Raw genomic sequence first — 18228 nt, 5'->3', positions numbered from 1 at the left:
AAAATTAGATTATTATGACAACAAAAATAGAAAGACGAGTTAAGATCAAATATAGAGTACGCAACAAAATTTCAGGTACTACTGAATGTCCGCGTATGAGTGTATTTAGAAGTAACAAGCAAATTTATGTCCAGATTATCGATGATCTTTCTGGTAAGACACTGGCTGCCGCTTCTTCTTTAGGTTTGACTGATAAAGTTGCTAAAAAAGAACAAGCTGCTAAAGTGGGTGAAATGATTGCTAAAAAGGCTCAGGAAGCAGGTATAACTACTGTTGTTTTCGACCGTAATGGTTACTTGTATCATGGGAGAGTAAAAGAAGTAGCTGATGCTGCTCGTAACGGTGGACTTAAATTTTAATCATTATGGCAGGAGTTAATAATAGAGTTAAGATTACTAACGATATAGAACTGAAAGATAGATTGGTTGCTATTAATCGTGTTACTAAAGTTACCAAAGGTGGTAGAACTTTTAGTTTCTCTGCAATCGTTGTTGTAGGTAACGAAGAAGGTATCATTGGTTGGGGACTTGGTAAAGCAGGTGAAGTAACAGCTGCTATCGCTAAAGGTGTTGAATCAGCTAAAAAGAACTTGGTGAAAGTGCCTATTTTGAAAGGTACTGTTCCTCATGAACAATCAGCTAGATTTGGTGGTGCTGAAGTATTCATCAAACCTGCATCTCACGGAACTGGTGTTGTAGCTGGTGGTGCTATGCGTGCTGTTTTGGAAAGTGTTGGTGTTACTGATGTTTTGGCTAAATCTAAAGGTTCTTCCAATCCGCACAACCTTGTTAAAGCTACAATCGAAGCTTTGAGTGAAATGCGTGATGCAAGAATGGTTGCTCAGAACAGAGGTATTAGTGTTGAAAAAGTATTTAGAGGATAAGGAGGAGATATGTCAACTATAAAGATTAAACAAGTTAAAAGTAGAATTGGTGCTCCAGCTGATCAGAAAAGAACTCTTGATGCACTGGGACTTCGTAAACTGAACCGTGTGGTTGAACACGAAAGCACTCCTTCAATTCTTGGGATGGTAGATAAAGTAAAACACTTGGTTGCCATTGTTAAGTAATTATTTGTTGAATAATAAAACGAAATTACAATATGAACTTAAGTAATTTAAAACCTGCAGAGGGATCTACTAAGACAAGAAAAAGAATTGGACGTGGAACTGGTTCTGGCTTAGGCGGTACTTCTACAAGAGGTCATAAGGGAGCTAAATCAAGATCTGGATACTCTAAGAAGATCGGTTTTGAAGGTGGTCAGATGCCTCTTCAACGTCGAGTTCCTAAATTTGGTTTCAAGAATATTAATCGTGTAGAATATAAAGCCATCAATCTGGATACTATCCAGAAACTTGCTGAAGCTAAGAGCTTGGCAAAAGTTGGTGTAAACGACTTTATCGAAGCAGGATTTATATCTTCAAATCAGTTGGTAAAAGTATTGGGTAACGGAACTCTGACTAATAAGCTGGAAGTAGAAGCTCATGCATTCTCTAAGACTGCAACTGCTGCTATTGAAGCTGCTGGTGGAACTGTAGTAAAACTCTGATTCAATGAGAAAAGCTATTGAAACATTAAAGAATATATGGAAGATTGAGGATCTGAGACAGCGGATCCTCATCACCATATTGTTTGTGGCAATTTACCGTTTCGGATCATATGTCGTATTACCGGGTATCAATCCGGCGATGCTGGCTAAATTGCACGAACAAACAAGTGAAGGCCTTTTAGCCTTGTTAAATATGTTCTCTGGAGGAGCATTTTCTAATGCCTCTATTTTTGCATTAGGAATCATGCCTTATATCTCTGCATCTATCGTAATCCAGTTGTTGGGAATCGCTGTGCCGTATTTCCAGAAGCTGCAACGCGAAGGTGAGAGCGGCAGAAGAAAAATGAATCAATATACTCGTTATTTGACGATTGCTATATTGTTAGTTCAGGCCCCTTCTTATTTGCTCAATCTTAAAATGCAGGCTGGCCCTTCCTTAAATGCTTCATTAGATTGGACTCTGTTTATGGTTACCTCTACCATTATTTTGGCAGCAGGTAGTATGTTTATTTTGTGGCTTGGTGAAAGAATTACTGATAAAGGTATTGGTAACGGTATTTCATTTATCATCTTGATTGGTATTATCGCTCGTTTCCCTGATGCTTTGTTGCAAGAAGTTGTATCCAGAGTAGCAAATAAGAGTGGTGGTTTGATCATGTTTATAATTGAAATCGTATTCTTGTTATTAGTGATTGGTGCTGCTATTCTTTTGGTACAAGGTACAAGAAAGATTCCTGTACAGTATGCAAAAAGAATTGTTGGTAACAAGCAATATGGTGGTGCTAGACAGTACATTCCTTTGAAAGTGAATGCGGCTGGTGTTATGCCTATCATCTTTGCTCAGGCAATCATGTTTATTCCAATTACGTTTATCGGTTTTTCAAATGTAAATGATGCGGGCGGTTTCTTGCATGCGTTTACAGATCATACAAGTTTCTGGTATAATTTTGTTTTTGCGGTAATGATTATATTATTTACATATTTCTATACTGCAATTACAATTAATCCGACTCAGATGGCTGAGGATATGAAGAGAAATAATGGTTTCATCCCTGGTATTAAACCGGGAAAGAAAACTGCAGAGTATATTGATGATATAATGTCTCGTATTACTTTGCCGGGTTCTTTCTTCTTGGCTTTAGTTGCTATTATGCCTGCTTTTGCCGGTATATTCGGAGTGCAAGCAGGATTTGCTCAATTCTTCGGCGGTACATCTTTGTTAATTCTTGTAGGTGTTGTTCTTGATACACTGCAACAGGTTGAAAGTCATTTGTTGATGAGACACTATGATGGTCTGTTGAAATCTGGTCGTATTAAAGGACGCGCTGGTGTAGCGGCATATTAATTCTTTAGATTAGAAATGATATTTCTTAAAACAGAAGATGAAATAGAATTGCTCCGTCAGAGTAACCTGCTTGTTGGTAAAACTCTTGCAGAGGTTGCCAAACTGGTGAAGCCTGGTGTAACTACACGTGAGTTGGATAAAGTTGCTGAAGAGTTCATTAGAGATCATGGGGCAACTCCAACTTTCAAGGGATTCCCGAATCAATATGGAGAACCATTTCCCGCATCTCTTTGTACTTCTGTTAATGAACAGGTTGTACATGGAATCCCAGGGGATATTGTACTGAAAGATGGCGATATCGTATCAGTGGATTGTGGGACTTACATGAATGGTTTTTGTGGTGATTCTGCTTATACTTTTTGTGTAGGAGAGGTGGACGAAGAAGTTCGTAACTTGTTGAAGGTGACTAAAGAAGCGTTATATATTGGCATTCAGAACGCAGTGCAAGGCAAAAGAATCGGAGACATCGGGTATGCTATTCAGCAATATTGTGAGTCTCACTCTTATGGTGTAGTGCGTGAGTTTGTTGGTCATGGCATCGGTAAAGAGATGCACGAAGATCCTCAAGTGCCTAATTATGGTAAAAGAGGATATGGACCTTTGATGAAAAGAGGCCTTTGCATAGCGATAGAGCCGATGATAACATTGGGAGACCGGCAAGTGATTATGGAACGTGACGGATGGACTGTGAGGACCAGAGATCGTAAATGTGCTGCACATTTTGAACATACGATAGCTGTTGGAGCTGGTGAAGCTGATATTTTGTCTTCATTCAAATTCATAGAAGAAGTTTTAGGAGATAAAGCAATATAATATGGCAAAGCAATCTGCAATAGAACAAGATGGAGTTATAGTTGAAGCATTGTCAAATGCAATGTTTCGTGTTGAATTAGAAAACGGACATGAGATTACTGCACATATTTCAGGTAAGATGCGGATGCATTACATCAAGATCTTGCCGGGAGATAAAGTGAGAGTCGAAATGTCTCCTTACGACTTATCGAAAGGAAGAATTGTGTTTAGATATAAATAAAATAAGATATGAAAGTAAGAGCATCATTAAAGAAACGCACGCCAGAATGTAAGATCGTTAGACGTAATGGCCGTTTGTATGTTATTAACAAGAAAAATCCTAAGTATAAACAACGTCAAGGATAATTTGTTATTTTTGCAAAAAAAATAATTAAGTATATGGCTATAAGAATAGTTGGTGTAGATTTACCTCAGAACAAAAGAGGTGAAATTGCGTTGACCTATGTATATGGAATAGGTCGCAGTAGTTCAGCAAAAATTTTAGATAAAGCTGGTGTAGATAAAGATCTGAAGGTTAAAGACTGGACAGATGATCAAGCTGCTAAGATTCGTGAGATTATCGGTGCAGAGTATAAAGTGGAAGGTGATCTTCGTTCTGAAATCCAATTGAACATTAAGCGATTAATGGATATTGGTTGCTATCGTGGTGTACGTCACCGTATTGGTCTGCCTGTTAGAGGTCAGAGCACAAAGAACAATGCACGTACTCGTAAAGGTAGAAAGAAAACCGTTGCTAATAAGAAAAAAGCTACTAAATAATAATTGTTGATATGGCAAAAAAAACAGTTGCAGCTAAAAAGAGAAATGTGAAAGTAGACGCTAATGGACAGTTGCATGTTCATTCATCTTTCAACAATATTATTGTTTCTCTTGCAAACAGTGAAGGGCAGATTATCTCTTGGTCATCTGCTGGTAAAATGGGATTTAGAGGTTCTAAAAAGAATACTCCTTATGCAGCTCAGATGGCTGCCCAGGATTGTGCAAAGATTGCATTTGATCTTGGCCTGAGAAAGGTAAAAGCATATGTGAAAGGTCCAGGTAACGGACGTGAGTCTGCTATTAGAACTATCCACGGTGCTGGTATCGAAGTTACTGAAATCATTGACGTAACTCCGCTTCCACATAATGGTTGTCGTCCTCCAAAAAGACGTAGAGTTTAATTTACCTTTAACTTACAATGATCTTGATTTTGTTTTTGGATTACATTTAATTTCTCTCTGTAATCGCGGCTGCAACAAATTAAGTTCATGAATAAACAATTAAATATTTAAAAAGAAATGGCTAGATATACTGGACCAAAATCGAGAATCGCCCGTAAATTCGGTGAGGGAATCTTTGGAGCTGATAAAGTTTTGTCAAAGAAGAACTATCCTCCCGGACAACATGGTAATTCAAGAAAAAGAAAAACTTCTGAATACGGTGTGCAACTTCGTGAAAAGCAGAAAGCTAAATACACCTATGGAGTACTAGAAAAACAATTCCGCAATTTGTTTGAAAAAGCAGCTACTGCTAAAGGTATTACCGGTGAGGTACTTCTTCAATTGTTGGAAGGCCGTCTTGACAACGTAGTATTCCGTTTGGGTATTGCTCCTACACGTGCTGCTGCTCGTCAGTTGGTTAGTCACAAGCATATTACTGTAGATGGTGAAGTGGTAAACATCCCTTCATTTGCAGTAAAACCAGGACAATTGATTGGTGTTCGTGAAAGATCTAAATCTTTGGAAGTAATTGCTAATTCTCTTGCAGGTTTCAATCACAGCAAGTATGCTTGGTTGGAATGGGACGAAGCTTCTAAGGTTGGTAAAATGTTGCACATACCTGAAAGAGCAGACATTCCTGAGAACATTAAAGAACATTTGATCGTTGAATTGTATTCTAAATAATAATTAATTTCATGGCGATATTAGCATTTCAAAAACCTGATAAAGTATTAATGTTGGAGGCGGACTCCAGATTCGGTAAATTCGAATTCCGTCCGTTGGAACCGGGTTTTGGTATTACTGTAGGTAATGCATTACGCCGAATCCTTCTTTCTTCATTAGAGGGTTTTGCTATCACTACTATCAGAATTGATGGTGTGGAGCATGAATTTTCTAGTGTACCTGGAGTAAAAGAGGATGTTACCAACATTATCTTGAATCTGAAACAAGTGAGATTCAAGCAAGTAGTTGAAGAGTTCGAGAGCGAAAAAGTGAGCATCACTGTCGAGAATTCCAGTGAATTTAAAGCAGGTGACATAGGTAAGTATTTGACTGGATTTGAAGTGTTAAATCCGGAATTAGTTATTTGTCATTTAGATTCTAAGTCAACTATGCAGATTGATATTACAATTAACAAAGGCCGTGGTTATGTACCTGCTGATGAGAATCGCGAGTATTGCACGGATGTTAATGTAATTCCAATCGACTCTATTTATACACCGATACGTAATGTCAAGTATGCTGTAGAAAACTTCCGTGTAGAACAGAAGACTGACTACGAAAAGCTAGTACTTGAAATTAGTACCGACGGTTCTATACATCCGAAAGAAGCGCTGAAAGAAGCTGCAAAAATTCTGATTTATCACTTCATGTTGTTCTCTGACGAGAAGATCACGCTTGAAAGTAATGATACTGATGGCAATGAAGAGTTTGATGAAGAAGTACTGCACATGCGTCAGCTGTTGAAAACCAAACTCGTTGATATGGACTTGTCAGTTCGTGCCCTCAATTGCTTGAAGGCTGCTGACGTAGAAACTCTCGGTGACTTGGTACAATTCAACAAAACTGACCTGCTGAAATTCAGAAACTTCGGAAAGAAATCGCTTACCGAGCTTGATGATTTGCTGGAAAGTCTGAATCTGTCGTTTGGAACCGACATTTCTAAATATAAATTAGATAAAGAATAAAAAATGAGACATAATAAAAAATTCAATCATTTAGGTCGTACTGCTTCTCATAGAAGCGCTATGTTATCTAACATGGCTTGCTCTTTGATCAAGCACAAAAGAATCACTACGACTGTTGCAAAGGCGAAAGCTTTGAAAAAGTTTGTTGAGCCTTTGATTACTAAGTCTAAAGAAGATACTACGAACTCTCGTCGTGTTGTATTTAGCAATTTGCAAGATAAGATTGCAGTAACAGAGTTGTTCAAAGAAATCTCTGTTAAGATTGCTGATCGTCCGGGTGGTTATACTCGTATTATCAAGACTGGTAACCGTTTGGGTGACAATGCAGAAATGTGCTTCATCGAGTTGGTTGACTACAATGAAAACATGGCTAAGGAAAAAGTGGCTAAGAAAGCTACTCGTACTCGTCGTTCGAAGAAATCTGCTGAAGCTGCTCCTGCTGCTGTTGAAGCTCCTGCAACTGAAGCTCCTAAGGCTGAAGAACCAAAAGCTGAATCAGCTGAATAATTTTACAGTTATTCTTATAGATATAAAAAGGGCTACCCTCATAGGTAGCCTTTTTTGTTTGTCTGCCGTTTACTAATACTAAGATACATTAAAATATATCTTAATAGAACTTTTCATAGAGAGAATCTGTTATATTTGCAAGTGAATATGGCAAAATTTGTAAAGGTAATATTGTTTCTGTTGCTGACAGTTGCTTTTCATAGCATAGCAGGCAATATTTCTACCGCGAAAGTGGTGGATGAACAGGAGCGTGCTATTACATATGCAATGAGACAACATGGGGAAATCAGCGCACCGGATCTTCCAGGTAAGCCTGTGGCTGAATTGAACAACTCGCAAAGCCATCAAATATCTGTAACACGTATTCAACGTGTGCAACTTGGAGAATATTTCTTTTCTTTGAAGAATGCGCTACAATGTTGTGCTGATCGTGAGAACTCACTTTCACAACACTTGGGGCGGATTTATGGTACAACAACTTCCTATTATTGCCAGCCATCAAGTGAATACTATGTATATACTTTGAGGCGCATAATTATTTAGTAGTAACTTATTAGTTTTGTTTATTTTGTGGTTACTGGTATCTTCTGTAATACCGGTGACTATATCTTTTTATCTTTATATTTTCACTAATAATTTAAACTTTAAATATTATGGCAACTACTCAAATGATTGATGCTACTATCTTCACATCTTCACACCCCGATATCGCAAAACGTACAAGTATTTCAGGAGTTTTAATTTCTTCTGTAATGTTATTGGTCGGTATCTTAGCTTTTGCTTCCACTTTCGAATTGGATGATAAGTCTTCTACGGTTAGTATGGCTTTGATGGTTCTGGGAACAGGTTTATTCCTTATGGGGATTTTCCGTCTCTTCTGGAAATCAAAAGAAGTTATTTATTTGCCAACCAAAAGTGTGGCTAAAGAGCATAGTATATTTTTTGATTTGAAACACATGGATGCTTTGAGGGATCTTGTGAATTCGGGGGCATTCTCTGCAGGTTCGAATATAAAGAGTGAGGCTAGTGGTAATATACGTATGGATGTGATACTCTCTGCTGATAAAAAATTTGCAGCTGTACAGTTATTCCAGTTTATACCTTATACATATCAACCAATAACATCAGTGCAGTATTTCACTAATGAACAAGCTTCAGCGGTCATAGCATTTCTGGCAAAAAGTAAAATGCAGTAAAAGTATATCTCCAGAAACTGTTTAACTTTGTTTTCCGGCAGATTAAAACAGGTAGCTTGAAATTTTATATTCAGTTTGCTGCTGCTAAATAAAGCAGGTTTTGGATGTTACCGCAATAGAAAACTTTGATTTTCATATAAGGAATGGGGATTAGTCGTTAATGACGGCGATTCCCATTTTCTTCATTAAGAAGCAGGCATTCATATTTTGTGCAACTCCATTTCTCATTTGGTAAGAGAAGGTAAGTTCGTTGTTCGTAATGTCAGCTTCGAAACAGTAATTCCGGATATTTTGTGGGAAGGAGTCCACTAAAGTCCCTAGCAACAAGTCATGGGTGGCGATGATGCCATTGGTGTTCATGTGCATGAATTGTTTGATGAGGGCGAAAGAACCTTTCTGTTTATCCATGGAGTTTGTACCTTTCAATATTTCATCAAGGATGATGAAAAGTTCTTCTCCTGCTTCAAGCTTGTCTATGATTAATTTAAGTCGCTTGAGTTCGGCAAAGAAATAAGATTCGTTGTCGGCTAAGGAGTCACTGGTCCGAAGACTGGTAACGAGGCGAGCCGGATATATTTTCATCTGCTTTGCCCAAACGGGAGCCCCTATACATGCTAGTAGATAGTTCACTCCTACAGTACGTAAATACGTGCTTTTTCCTGCCATATTGGCTCCTGTGATAATAATAAAGAAAGGACGTTTTTCAATGTCTATTCCGTTGCGTACACATTTGTTGCGATCCATTAAAGGATGCCCCAAAGCTTCAGCCTGCAGATGGAAAGATTGAGCAGCAATGGTAGGATAGATATAATCCGGATGATTATATGCGAATGTTGCCAGAGAACAATAAGCATCAATTTCTCCGATGGTTTCTATCCAGCGGGGGAGATCGGATGCATGGATTTCTTTCCACTTCTCGATTCGCATTACTTGGCGCAGCTCCCAGAATATCAGTCCGTTGAGTATCGTGCTTATTAGCAGATTACTTCGTTGATCGAGCGCGTTCATCAGTTTTGAAAGTTGGCGTACTGCTTGAGAAGCGGTTTGATTCTGGCTTGTAAGCTCCGCTTTTAACTTTTGCAGTATATGGCTTTGCATTTCTTTCTGTTCAGTGAGAAGAATCTGGTCGGCGTATGTCGAAAGAATTTGTAGCTTTTCCCCGTAGGTCGTTTGCAATTTAGTGATTCCTTTAGAGAAAATAGTGCTGAATAATACAAAGCTAACAAATACTCCTCCAGCTATATTAGCCGAGATAATACCTAAAATGGCTAAACCTATACATAAGAAATTAATGATCGTTACCGCTGTCGGGAGGATACGTAGAAGCGTTCGCTTCCGATAATAACTTGGACTGTTTGCCCATTCCTTGATTTCGGTGGTATCGGCAGGTTTTCCTTTATAGAGTAAGCCGAGTAAGCGGATTTGTTGACGATATTCTAAGTCTGTGGACAATTCATGTATAGCTTCCTGGCGATGTTCAATAGCTTCTTTGTTTTCCAGATGTGCATTGAACCAGTTTGCAAGATGCTGTTTGCCAATAGGCGTTGCAGTGCGGTTGATGTATTGGAAAAGAGAATGTTCACCAAATACGTCTAAATCAAGAGTGTAGAGATGAGATGGATTAACAAATTCTTTTCCGTCATCAAAATCAGAAAAGTCATATTGCATGGCACGTAGCTCCTGCTCATTGATTTCTATTTTCTTTTTCAGAAAATCTTTCCGGTAGAACCAGAAATTATGGCGTTTTACCAGCCAGATGAATAAGATAAAAGGCAGGATAGCAAAAGCAAAAAGACATAACCACCCATCAGGCCAAAAGATAATAGCATTTGCTACAGCTCCTACGAATAAGATCAGACGGAGGAGACTGATATAATAGATACGTTTCCGGGCATTCTGTAACTCCAGTTCTGTTTTCTGAATGATTTGCTGATATGTAGTAATGATCTGCTCTTGTTTTTCCATGACAAATTTAATTCTTTTCCACAAAGGTAATATAATTCATAACGGTCGGGATAAGAGCTTGTTTTTGTCGAGAGCAGATTTACTGTTTATTAACGGAAGATAGAAAGGAATAACAAGCTCATATTGCGACTTGCCTGGATAACGCCTTTGCTAGCTGTAAGGAATGGGTATATAAGTTCTGTTTCCGTTTAACGAAAGTAGGGGGTATTTCCTGATAGTAGTTTTTTTTCAATATTTCTTTTCTCATTCTTGCATTTATCCGCTAAAATTTATAACTTTCCACTCGAAAAGGCGTTAGACAGGAAAGGAGGATGCTTATGAAGAAAGGATGTATCTTATGTTTGCTGATAAGCGTGATTAGCCTTCCGTTAATTGCGCAGAATGTTATTTATTCCAACCTGAAAGAGTTGTTGGCTCAACATGGCGATACGACAGCCGTGTTGCGTATAGAAAAACGCTCCAGAAATCAGATTGTATTGACAGGAGGGGCTGATTACCGGATAACAGCCGGTGATGACGAGTCGATGTGCCGACGTTTGAAGAAGCGTTGTTTTGCTGTGCGTGACGAAAAAGGAGATTTATATTTGAATTGTCGTAAGTTGCGCTATAAAAAGTTACGCTTCGGAGCATGGTATGCCCCTGCCGTTCAGTTGGGGAAAAATATCTATTTTTGTGCCATGCCTTTAGGCTCGGTTATCGGAGGAAACTTTGTGGAAGAAGATGACGTAAAACTGGGAGGGAATATCGGTGATGCTCTTGCCGCTTCAAGCTTGGTTACGAAACGTGTCTGTTATGAGCTAAATGGTGAAACAGGAAAAGTCGATTTTCTGGGGAAGGATAAAATGCTTCAATTATTGAAGAATGATCCGGAACTGAAACAGGCATATTTGAATGATGATAGCCAGGAGGCGAAGCATACCTTTAAATATTTGTTGGAGTTGCGGAATAAGCAAAAAAAGTAACCTTGTCGATCTCTGTTGGCATAGCAGGGAAGGAGTGTATTCATATACAACCATGGTCATAGTGATATGATTAGGGGTGCGGATTATGTCAATAGCATAGAACTCATAGCTCTGATTTAATGGAAAAATCCGCTATCCATTTTAATAAAAGACCTATTAATCCGTTTGGATAAAAGGCCTGCATTTGTATCTGTATAAAAGCATAAGCGACTCTTGAGATGGCTTATATCTTATCATTCTATTAAATTGTAAACCTAATAATGCCTTTCTGATAATAAAACCGTCTTTTTTCTTGTCTTTTATCTTCTTTTTTTCTATATTGCGAAGAGTTATAAGACTGTATTGCTTACAGTTTGTAATCCTTAATTCTGTTTATTATGAGAATAACTCTTGGCAACACACTACCTCCTTATCCGGATTTTGTAGAAGGTATCCGGAGAGCTCCCGACCGTGGTTATACACTTACCCCGGCGCAGACAATCACAGCATTAAAAAACGCTTTGCGTTATATTCCCTCCGAGTGGCACGAGCAACTGGCTCCTGAATTTATGGAAGAACTACGCACTCGCGGGCGGATTTACGGATACCGTTTCCGTCCTGCCGGAGACTTGAAAGCAAAGCCGATTGATGAATATCAAGGACAATGTATTGAGGGCAAAGCCTTTCAGGTAATGATTGATAATAACCTTTGCTTCGATATCGCCTTATATCCCTATGAGCTTGTTACTTATGGTGAAACCGGGCAAGTCTGCCAAAATTGGATGCAATACCGACTGATCAAGCGATATCTGGAAGAACTTACCCAGGAACAGACACTGGTTATTGAATCCGGACATCCATTAGGGCTTTTCCGCTCCCGTCCCGATGCTCCCCGCGTTATAATTACCAATTCGATGATGATCGGGCAATTCGACAATCAACATGATTGGCATATTGCCGCCCAGATGGGAGTTGCCAATTACGGACAGATGACAGCCGGAGGCTGGATGTATATCGGCCCTCAAGGGATTGTTCATGGCACTTTCAACACCCTCCTGAATGCCGGACGATTGAAACTCGGTATTCCACAAGACCAAGATTTGCGGGGACACTTATTTATTTCTTCCGGTTTGGGAGGAATGAGTGGTGCACAACCTAAGGCAGCCGAAATAGCAGGAGCAGTCTCCATCATAGCCGAAGTAGATCGTTCACGCATTGAAACACGTTATCGCCAAGGATGGGTGGGGCATGTGACTGCAGATATAACAGAAGCATACCGGATGGCAGCTGAAGCAATGCGACGCCGTGAACCTTGTTCCATTGCCTATCATGGAAATATAGTAGACCTACTCGAATATGCCGAGCGAGAAAAGATTCTGATCGAACTATTATCCGATCAAACCTCCTGTCACGCCGTTTACGAAGGTGGATACTGCCCTGCCGGACTGACTTTCGAGGAACGCACACGACTTCTTCACGAATCGCCGGAGCAATTCCGTCACTTGGTAGACATATCTCTACGCCGTCATTTCGAAGTTATCAAGAAACTGGTAGCCCGCGGAACTTATTTCTTTGATTATGGAAACTCCTTCATGAAAGCCATATACGATGCCGGAGTAAAAGAAATCTCTCGTAATGGCGTTGATGAAAAAGACGGATTTATCTGGCCGAGCTATGTCGAAGATATTATGGGGCCCCAACTTTTTGATTACGGCTACGGTCCGTTCAGGTGGGTCTGTTTGAGTGGTAAACACGAAGATCTGATAAAAACAGACCGCGCGGCTATGGAATGTATCGACGTCCATCGGCGTGGTCAGGATCTGGACAACTACAATTGGATACGGGATGCAGAAAAGAATCAACTCGTGGTGGGTACACAGGCACGTATTCTTTATCAGGATGCAGTTGGAAGAATGAAGATAGCCCTCCGTTTCAATGAGATGGTTCGCCGGGGTGAAGTAGGACCTATTATGCTGGGACGAGACCACCACGATGTAAGCGGTACGGATTCTCCTTTCCGGGAGACGTCGAATATCAAAGACGGAAGTAATGTGATGGCAGATATGGCTGTACAATGCTTTGCCGGAAATTGTGCCCGTGGAATGAGTCTGGTAGCTTTGCACAATGGAGGCGGAGTCGGTATCGGCAAAGCAATCAATGGCGGTTTTGGTATGGTATGCGACGGTAGCGAACGGGTAGATGAAATACTTCGTTCGGCAATGCTTTGGGACGTGATGGGAGGAGTAGCCCGCCGTTCATGGGCGCGTAATCCGCATGCGATGGAAACGAGTGAAGCATTTAATGAGTCCCATGCAGGAGATTATCAGATAACAATGCCTTATGTGGCGGACGAAGAATTAATAAAGAAGATAGTTCCATATATTGTGGGAAAGTAGTCTCACAATATAAGAGAAAACATTCCCATAAAATGAGGGAATAAATTCCCATAATATATGGAACAGTTTAAACATGCAGTTATTTTGGATAAACCAAGTAGTTATTTGATGTAAAACATATAGTTATTCAGTAAAGTATAACCTCTATAATAATAGATATTTGATATGAGTTGGAATAAGATTATTGAGTGCGTCCCCAATTTTAGTGAGGGACGTGATTTAGAGAAAATAGATCAGATAGTAGCCCCTTTCCGTGGTAAAGCTGGAGTAAAACTGCTTGATTATAGTAATGATGAAGACCATAACCGTCTGGTTGTCACACTTGTGGGAGAGCCGGAAGCACTGTGTGAAGCAGTAGTTGAAGCCGTTGGTGTAGCTGTCCGTTTGATCGACCTGAATCAGCACACCGGGCAACATCCTCGTATGGGAGCGGTAGATGTAATTCCTTTCATCCCGATTAAGAACACCAGTATGGAAGAAGCCATCGAGCTTTCTAAAAAAGTGGCTGCGAAAGTTGCGGAGCTATCTAATCTTCCCGTCTTTCTGTATGAAAAGTCCGCTACTGCACCACACCGGGAAAATCTCGCTTCCGTTCGTAAAGGCGAATTTGAAGGAATGGCCGAAAAGATCAAACTGCCCGAATGGCAACCTGACTTCGGACCTGCTGAACGACATCCGACCGCAGGTACCGTAGCAATCGGAGCCCGTATGCCACTCGTAGCCTACAATGTCAATCTAAGTACAGATAATCTGGAGATAGCCACTAAGATAGCGAAAAATATCCGCCATATCAATGGAGGCCTCCGTTATGTAAAAGCAATGGGAGTGGAGCTGAAAGAGCGAAACATCACCCAAGTGTCCATTAACATGACCGACTATACCCGTACCGCACTTTACCGTGCCTTCGAACTGGTACGTATCGAGGCCCGTCGTTACGGTGTTACGATTGTAGGTAGCGAAATAATCGGCCTTGTACCGATGGAAGCTCTGATTGATACCGCTTCCTACTATCTCGGACTCGAAAACTTTTCCATGCAGCAAGTTCTCGAAGCTCGTATCATGGAATAGACAATAAGAAAATAGAATGAATCACAATTGCTTTATAGTAAACATCATTCTAAAAAAACGTGTAATTCATATTGCCATTTATTATATGAACTAATTATGATGAACTATTTATGAGTGAAAACCTAATCATATTTAACGCCCGTATCGTAACCCCCATCGGCTTTTCCGCCCGTAAAGGAGAGGAAATGTCCCAACTGCAAATCATAGAAAACGGAACCGTGGAAGTGACCAAAGGAATCATTACCTACGTTGGTGAAAACCGTGGCGAAGACCGGGATGGTTACTACCAGCACTACTGGCATTATAACGCTCGCGGACATTGCCTTTTGCCCGGTTTCGTCGATTCCCATACCCATTTTGTATTTGGCGGAGAACGTTCCGAAGAATTTTCCTGGCGTCTGAAAGGCGAAAGCTATATGTCAATCATGGAGCGGGGAGGGGGAATTGCAAGTACCGTAAAAGCCACCCGGCAAATGAACTACCTGCAACTTCGTTCAGCCGCCGAAAGCTTCCTGAAGAAGATGAGCACTATGGGAGTAACCACCGTAGAAGGTAAAAGTGGCTACGGTCTGGATCGGGACACAGAATTACTACAACTAAAAGTAATGCGCAGCCTGGATAACGCCGAGCATAAACGCGTCGATATAGTCTCCACTTTCCTCGGCGCCCACGCCCTTCCCGAAGAATATGCAGGGAGAAGCGACGAATACATCGATTTCCTGATTCGTGAAATGCTTCCCCTTATCCATTCCGGTAAGTGGGCAGAATGTTGTGATGTCTTTTGCGAACAAGGCGTTTTCTCTGTCGAACAATCCCGTCGCCTGCTTCAGGCAGCCAAAGAGCACGGTTTCCTGTTGAAACTTCATGCCGACGAAATCGTCTCTCTCGGCGGTGCCGAACTGGCCGCCGAACTCGGAGCACTGTCTGCCGACCATCTCCTGCACGCTTCCGATGCCGGCATCCGTGCAATGGCCGATGCCGGAGTAGTAGCTACGCTGTTACCTCTGACAGCTTTCGCCTTGAAAGAACCCTATGCGCGAGGTCGTGAAATGATTGACGCCGGTTGTGCTGTGGCACTTGCCACCGACCTGAATCCCGGTAGTTGTTTCTCCGGTTCCATCCCGCTGACCATTGCTCTGGCCTGTATCTATATGCAAATGAGCATCGAAGAAACCATCACCGCTCTCACCCTGAACGGAGCCGCCGCTCTTCAACGAGCCGACCGGATTGGAAGCATTGAAGTAGGCAAACAAGGCGATTTCATCATCCTCAATTCCGACAACTATCATATTCTACCTTACTATATAGGCATGAATTGCGTAATCATGACTATTAAAGGCGGCATACTTTATCCCGTCACTTAATAGTTGAAAAACTCTCATTCATTAATCACTTAAAAAAATAGAATACCATGTTAGCAGATTTAACCGTAAAAGATTTCTTAGATAAAGTAGCTTGCAGTGACCCTGTGCCCGGCGGTGGTAGTATTGCCGCTTTGAATGGAGCGCTGGCTTCCTCCCTTTCCACGATGGTGGCACGGCTGACCGTAGGAAAAAAAGGATACGAAGTCAGTGAAGAAGTAATGCAGCACGCACAAACCATCACCCTCCGTTTGCTGGACGAATTTATGGCACTTATTGACAAAGATTCGGCTGCCTACAACGAAGTATTTGCCTGTTTTAAACTACCAAAAACAACCGACGAAGAGAAAGCCGCCCGAAGTACCGCTATCCAGAAGGCAACCAAACAAGCCGCCCTCGTTCCGTTGGAAGTAGCCCGCAAAGCACTGGATATGATGTCCATTATAGCCGATGTTGCCCGCCTCGGCAACCGGAATGCCATCACAGATGCCTGTGTAGCAATGATGTCCGCCCGTACCGCCGTATTGGGAGCCTTGCTGAATGTCCGTATCAACCTCGGTTCGCTCAAAGACAGAGATTTTGTCCTCCAACTGCAAACCGAAGCCGATGCCATCGAGCAAACCGCTTGCCAGAAAGAAAAAGAATTGTTGGATGCCGTAAATCAAGACCTGCGCGTATGAGTAAGAATGTATACCATATCGGTTCCGGAGCACTGACCTTCGAAATCATCGAACGGATTATAAACGAAAACCTGAAACTCGAACTAGCTCCCGAAGCCAAGTTGCGCATCCAGAAATGTCGCGACTACCTCGACCAAAAAATAGCTTCTTCCGAAGAACCGTTATACGGCATAACAACAGGTTTCGGCTCTCTATGCACTAAAAATATATCTCCCGATGAACTGGGGACCCTTCAAGAAAACCTGATAAAAAGCCATGCTTGCAGCGTAGGCGAAGAAATTCGCCCTGTCATCATCAAACTGATGATGCTTCTCAAAGCCCATGCCCTTTCATTAGGACATAGCGGCGTACAAGTTATCACCGTGCAGCGCATCCTCGATTTCTTCAATAATGACGTCATGCCTATCGTCTACGACCGCGGTTCCCTTGGAGCCTCCGGCGACCTGGCACCGCTCGCCAATCTTTTCCTTCCTCTGATAGGTGTCGGTGATGTCTACTATAAAGGAAAAAAGTGCGAAGCCATCAGCGTACTCGACGAATTTGGCTGGGAACCGGTCAAACTAATGAGCAAAGAAGGACTAGCCCTGCTGAACGGTACCCAATTTATGAGTGCCAACGGTGTGTTCGCTATGCTCAAAGCCTTTCGCCTCTCGAAAAAAGCCGACCTGATAGCCGCACTTTCCCTCGAAGCCTTTGACGGCCGTATCGACCCGTTTATGGACTGCATCCAGCAAATCCGCCCCCATCAGGGACAGATTGAGACAGGCGAAGCCTTCCGCAAACTACTGTCAGGCAGCGAACTAATCGAACGCCACAAGGAACACGTGCAAGATCCCTATTCTTTCCGTTGTATCCCGCAAGTACATGGCGCTACCAAAGATGCCATCCGCTACGTTGCCTCCGTACTGCTGACCGAAATCAATTCCGTCACGGACAACCCCACCATCTTCCCCGATGAAGACAGGATCATCTCCGGCGGAAACTTTCACGGGCAACCGCTTGCCATCTCTTATGATTTCCTTGCCATCGCTCTGGCCGAATTGGGAAATATCTCCGAACGCCGTGTCTCCCAACTGATTATGGGTCTCCGTGGGCTACCTGAATTTCTCGTAGCCAACCCCGGTTTGAACTCCGGCTTCATGATTCCGCAGTATGCCGCCGCCTCCATGGTCAGCCAGAATAAAATGTACTGCTATGCAGCTTCGAGCGATTCCATCGTCTCTTCCAACGGACAGGAAGACCATGTAAGCATGGGTGCCAATGCCGCAACCAAACTCTATAAAGTGATGGACAACCTGGAACATATCCTTGCCATCGAACTGATGAACGCCGCACAAGGCATCGACTTCCGCCGCCCGCAGAAAACCTCTCCCGTTCTTGAGCGTTTCCTCCATGCCTATCGGAAAGAAGTACCTTTTGTAAAAGATGACATCGTGATGTACAAGGAAATACATAAAACAGTCGCCTTCCTGAAGAGGACACAGATTGAATACTGACAATAAATTGATCCTTTTTCGCTTT

Annotated in this window: 22 protein-coding genes; 21 read left to right on the top strand and 1 reads right to left on the bottom strand. The window is 41.7% G+C overall.

Annotated elements, in window-relative coordinates; genetic code table 11:
• Window positions 1–14 precede the first annotated feature (14 nt).
• From rplR to I2I13_RS12410, 15 genes are all read left to right on the top strand, one after another.
• Window positions 15–359: a 50S ribosomal protein L18 gene (gene rplR, locus I2I13_RS12480; RefSeq protein WP_004296334.1), complete on the top strand. Its 345-nt coding sequence runs from the start codon at window positions 15–17 to the stop codon at window positions 357–359.
• Between the two features lie 5 nt (window positions 360–364).
• Window positions 365–883, top strand: coding sequence for a 30S ribosomal protein S5 (rpsE, locus tag I2I13_RS12475; RefSeq protein ID WP_004296333.1), 519 nt, complete (start codon window positions 365–367; stop codon window positions 881–883).
• Window positions 884–892: 9 nt separating this feature from the next.
• On the top strand, window positions 893–1069 hold the full coding sequence (rpmD, locus tag I2I13_RS12470) for a 50S ribosomal protein L30 (protein WP_004296332.1): 177 nt from the start codon (window positions 893–895) through the stop codon (window positions 1067–1069).
• Between the two features lie 32 nt (window positions 1070–1101).
• On the top strand, window positions 1102–1548 hold the full coding sequence (gene rplO / locus I2I13_RS12465; protein ID WP_044655423.1) for a 50S ribosomal protein L15: 447 nt from the start codon (window positions 1102–1104) through the stop codon (window positions 1546–1548).
• Between the two features lie 4 nt (window positions 1549–1552).
• A complete protein-coding gene (gene secY, locus I2I13_RS12460; RefSeq protein WP_004296330.1) occupies window positions 1553–2893 on the top strand; it encodes a preprotein translocase subunit SecY in 1341 nt (446 codons plus the stop codon).
• A gap of 15 nt (window positions 2894–2908) precedes the next feature.
• Window positions 2909–3706, top strand: coding sequence for a type I methionyl aminopeptidase (gene map / locus I2I13_RS12455; protein WP_148365519.1), 798 nt, complete (start codon window positions 2909–2911; stop codon window positions 3704–3706).
• 1 nt (window position 3707) lies between these two features.
• On the top strand, window positions 3708–3926 hold the full coding sequence (gene infA / locus I2I13_RS12450) for a translation initiation factor IF-1 (protein WP_002558052.1): 219 nt from the start codon (window positions 3708–3710) through the stop codon (window positions 3924–3926).
• 8 nt (window positions 3927–3934) lie between these two features.
• Window positions 3935–4051, top strand: a complete 117-nt coding sequence (gene ykgO / locus I2I13_RS12445; protein WP_002558051.1) for a type B 50S ribosomal protein L36 — start codon at window positions 3935–3937, stop codon at window positions 4049–4051.
• A 33-nt stretch (window positions 4052–4084) separates the two neighbouring features.
• Window positions 4085–4465 carry a 30S ribosomal protein S13 gene (gene rpsM, locus I2I13_RS12440; protein ID WP_004296328.1) on the top strand — a complete coding sequence of 127 codons (381 nt, stop codon included), beginning with the start codon at window positions 4085–4087 and terminating at the stop codon, window positions 4463–4465.
• An 11-nt stretch (window positions 4466–4476) separates the two neighbouring features.
• Window positions 4477–4866, top strand: coding sequence for a 30S ribosomal protein S11 (rpsK, locus tag I2I13_RS12435; protein ID WP_004296327.1), 390 nt, complete (start codon window positions 4477–4479; stop codon window positions 4864–4866).
• 117 nt (window positions 4867–4983) lie between these two features.
• Window positions 4984–5589: a 30S ribosomal protein S4 gene (rpsD, locus tag I2I13_RS12430; protein ID WP_004296326.1), complete on the top strand. Its 606-nt coding sequence runs from the start codon at window positions 4984–4986 to the stop codon at window positions 5587–5589.
• Window positions 5590–5600: 11 nt separating this feature from the next.
• The gene (locus I2I13_RS12425; protein WP_004296325.1) at window positions 5601–6593 is read left to right on the top strand and encodes a DNA-directed RNA polymerase subunit alpha; all 993 of its coding nucleotides are present in this window, start codon (window positions 5601–5603) and stop codon (window positions 6591–6593) included.
• Window positions 6594–6596: 3 nt separating this feature from the next.
• The gene (gene rplQ / locus I2I13_RS12420; protein WP_099145751.1) at window positions 6597–7100 is read left to right on the top strand and encodes a 50S ribosomal protein L17; all 504 of its coding nucleotides are present in this window, start codon (window positions 6597–6599) and stop codon (window positions 7098–7100) included.
• Window positions 7101–7247: 147 nt separating this feature from the next.
• Entirely contained in the window at window positions 7248–7643 is a 396-nt protein-coding gene (locus I2I13_RS12415; protein ID WP_099145770.1) for a hypothetical protein, read from the top strand.
• 110 nt (window positions 7644–7753) lie between these two features.
• On the top strand, window positions 7754–8296 hold the full coding sequence (locus I2I13_RS12410) for a hypothetical protein (RefSeq protein ID WP_099145752.1): 543 nt from the start codon (window positions 7754–7756) through the stop codon (window positions 8294–8296).
• Window positions 8297–8446: 150 nt separating this feature from the next.
• Here I2I13_RS12410 and I2I13_RS12405 read toward each other — a convergent pair whose 3' ends face one another.
• Window positions 8447–10261, bottom strand: coding sequence for a MutS family DNA mismatch repair protein (locus tag I2I13_RS12405; protein WP_099145753.1), 1815 nt, complete (start codon window positions 10259–10261; stop codon window positions 8447–8449).
• Between the two features lie 317 nt (window positions 10262–10578).
• On the opposite strand from I2I13_RS12405, the gene I2I13_RS12400 reads away from it, so the two are divergent.
• The 6 genes from I2I13_RS12400 (at window position 10579) to hutH (ending at window position 18203) form a co-directional block, all read left to right on the top strand.
• Entirely contained in the window at window positions 10579–11223 is a 645-nt protein-coding gene (locus I2I13_RS12400; RefSeq protein WP_195649636.1) for a DUF6563 family protein, read from the top strand.
• Window positions 11224–11600: 377 nt separating this feature from the next.
• Window positions 11601–13598 (top strand): urocanate hydratase, encoded by a 1998-nt coding sequence (locus I2I13_RS12395; protein WP_195649635.1) that lies wholly within the window; start codon window positions 11601–11603, stop codon window positions 13596–13598.
• 165 nt (window positions 13599–13763) lie between these two features.
• Window positions 13764–14666, top strand: coding sequence for a glutamate formimidoyltransferase (gene ftcD / locus I2I13_RS12390; RefSeq protein ID WP_148365514.1), 903 nt, complete (start codon window positions 13764–13766; stop codon window positions 14664–14666).
• A 110-nt stretch (window positions 14667–14776) separates the two neighbouring features.
• Complete coding sequence (gene hutI / locus I2I13_RS12385; protein ID WP_195649634.1) at window positions 14777–16030, top strand: imidazolonepropionase; 1254 nt, start codon at window positions 14777–14779, stop codon at window positions 16028–16030.
• Window positions 16031–16077: 47 nt separating this feature from the next.
• The gene (locus tag I2I13_RS12380) at window positions 16078–16707 is read left to right on the top strand and encodes a cyclodeaminase/cyclohydrolase family protein (RefSeq protein ID WP_195649633.1); all 630 of its coding nucleotides are present in this window, start codon (window positions 16078–16080) and stop codon (window positions 16705–16707) included.
• Window positions 16704–18203, top strand: coding sequence for a histidine ammonia-lyase (gene hutH, locus I2I13_RS12375; protein WP_148365512.1), 1500 nt, complete (start codon window positions 16704–16706; stop codon window positions 18201–18203). Before I2I13_RS12380 ends, hutH begins: the two co-directional genes overlap by 4 nt.
• Window positions 18204–18228 lie beyond the last annotated feature (25 nt).

The sequence above is a fragment of the Bacteroides sp. D55t1_190419_B8 genome (assembly GCF_015558905.1).
GTDB lineage: Bacteria > Bacteroidota > Bacteroidia > Bacteroidales > Bacteroidaceae > Bacteroides > Bacteroides vicugnae.
The sequence above is the reverse complement of the archived record's forward strand: the minus strand, read 5'-3'. Positions and strand labels throughout refer to the sequence as shown.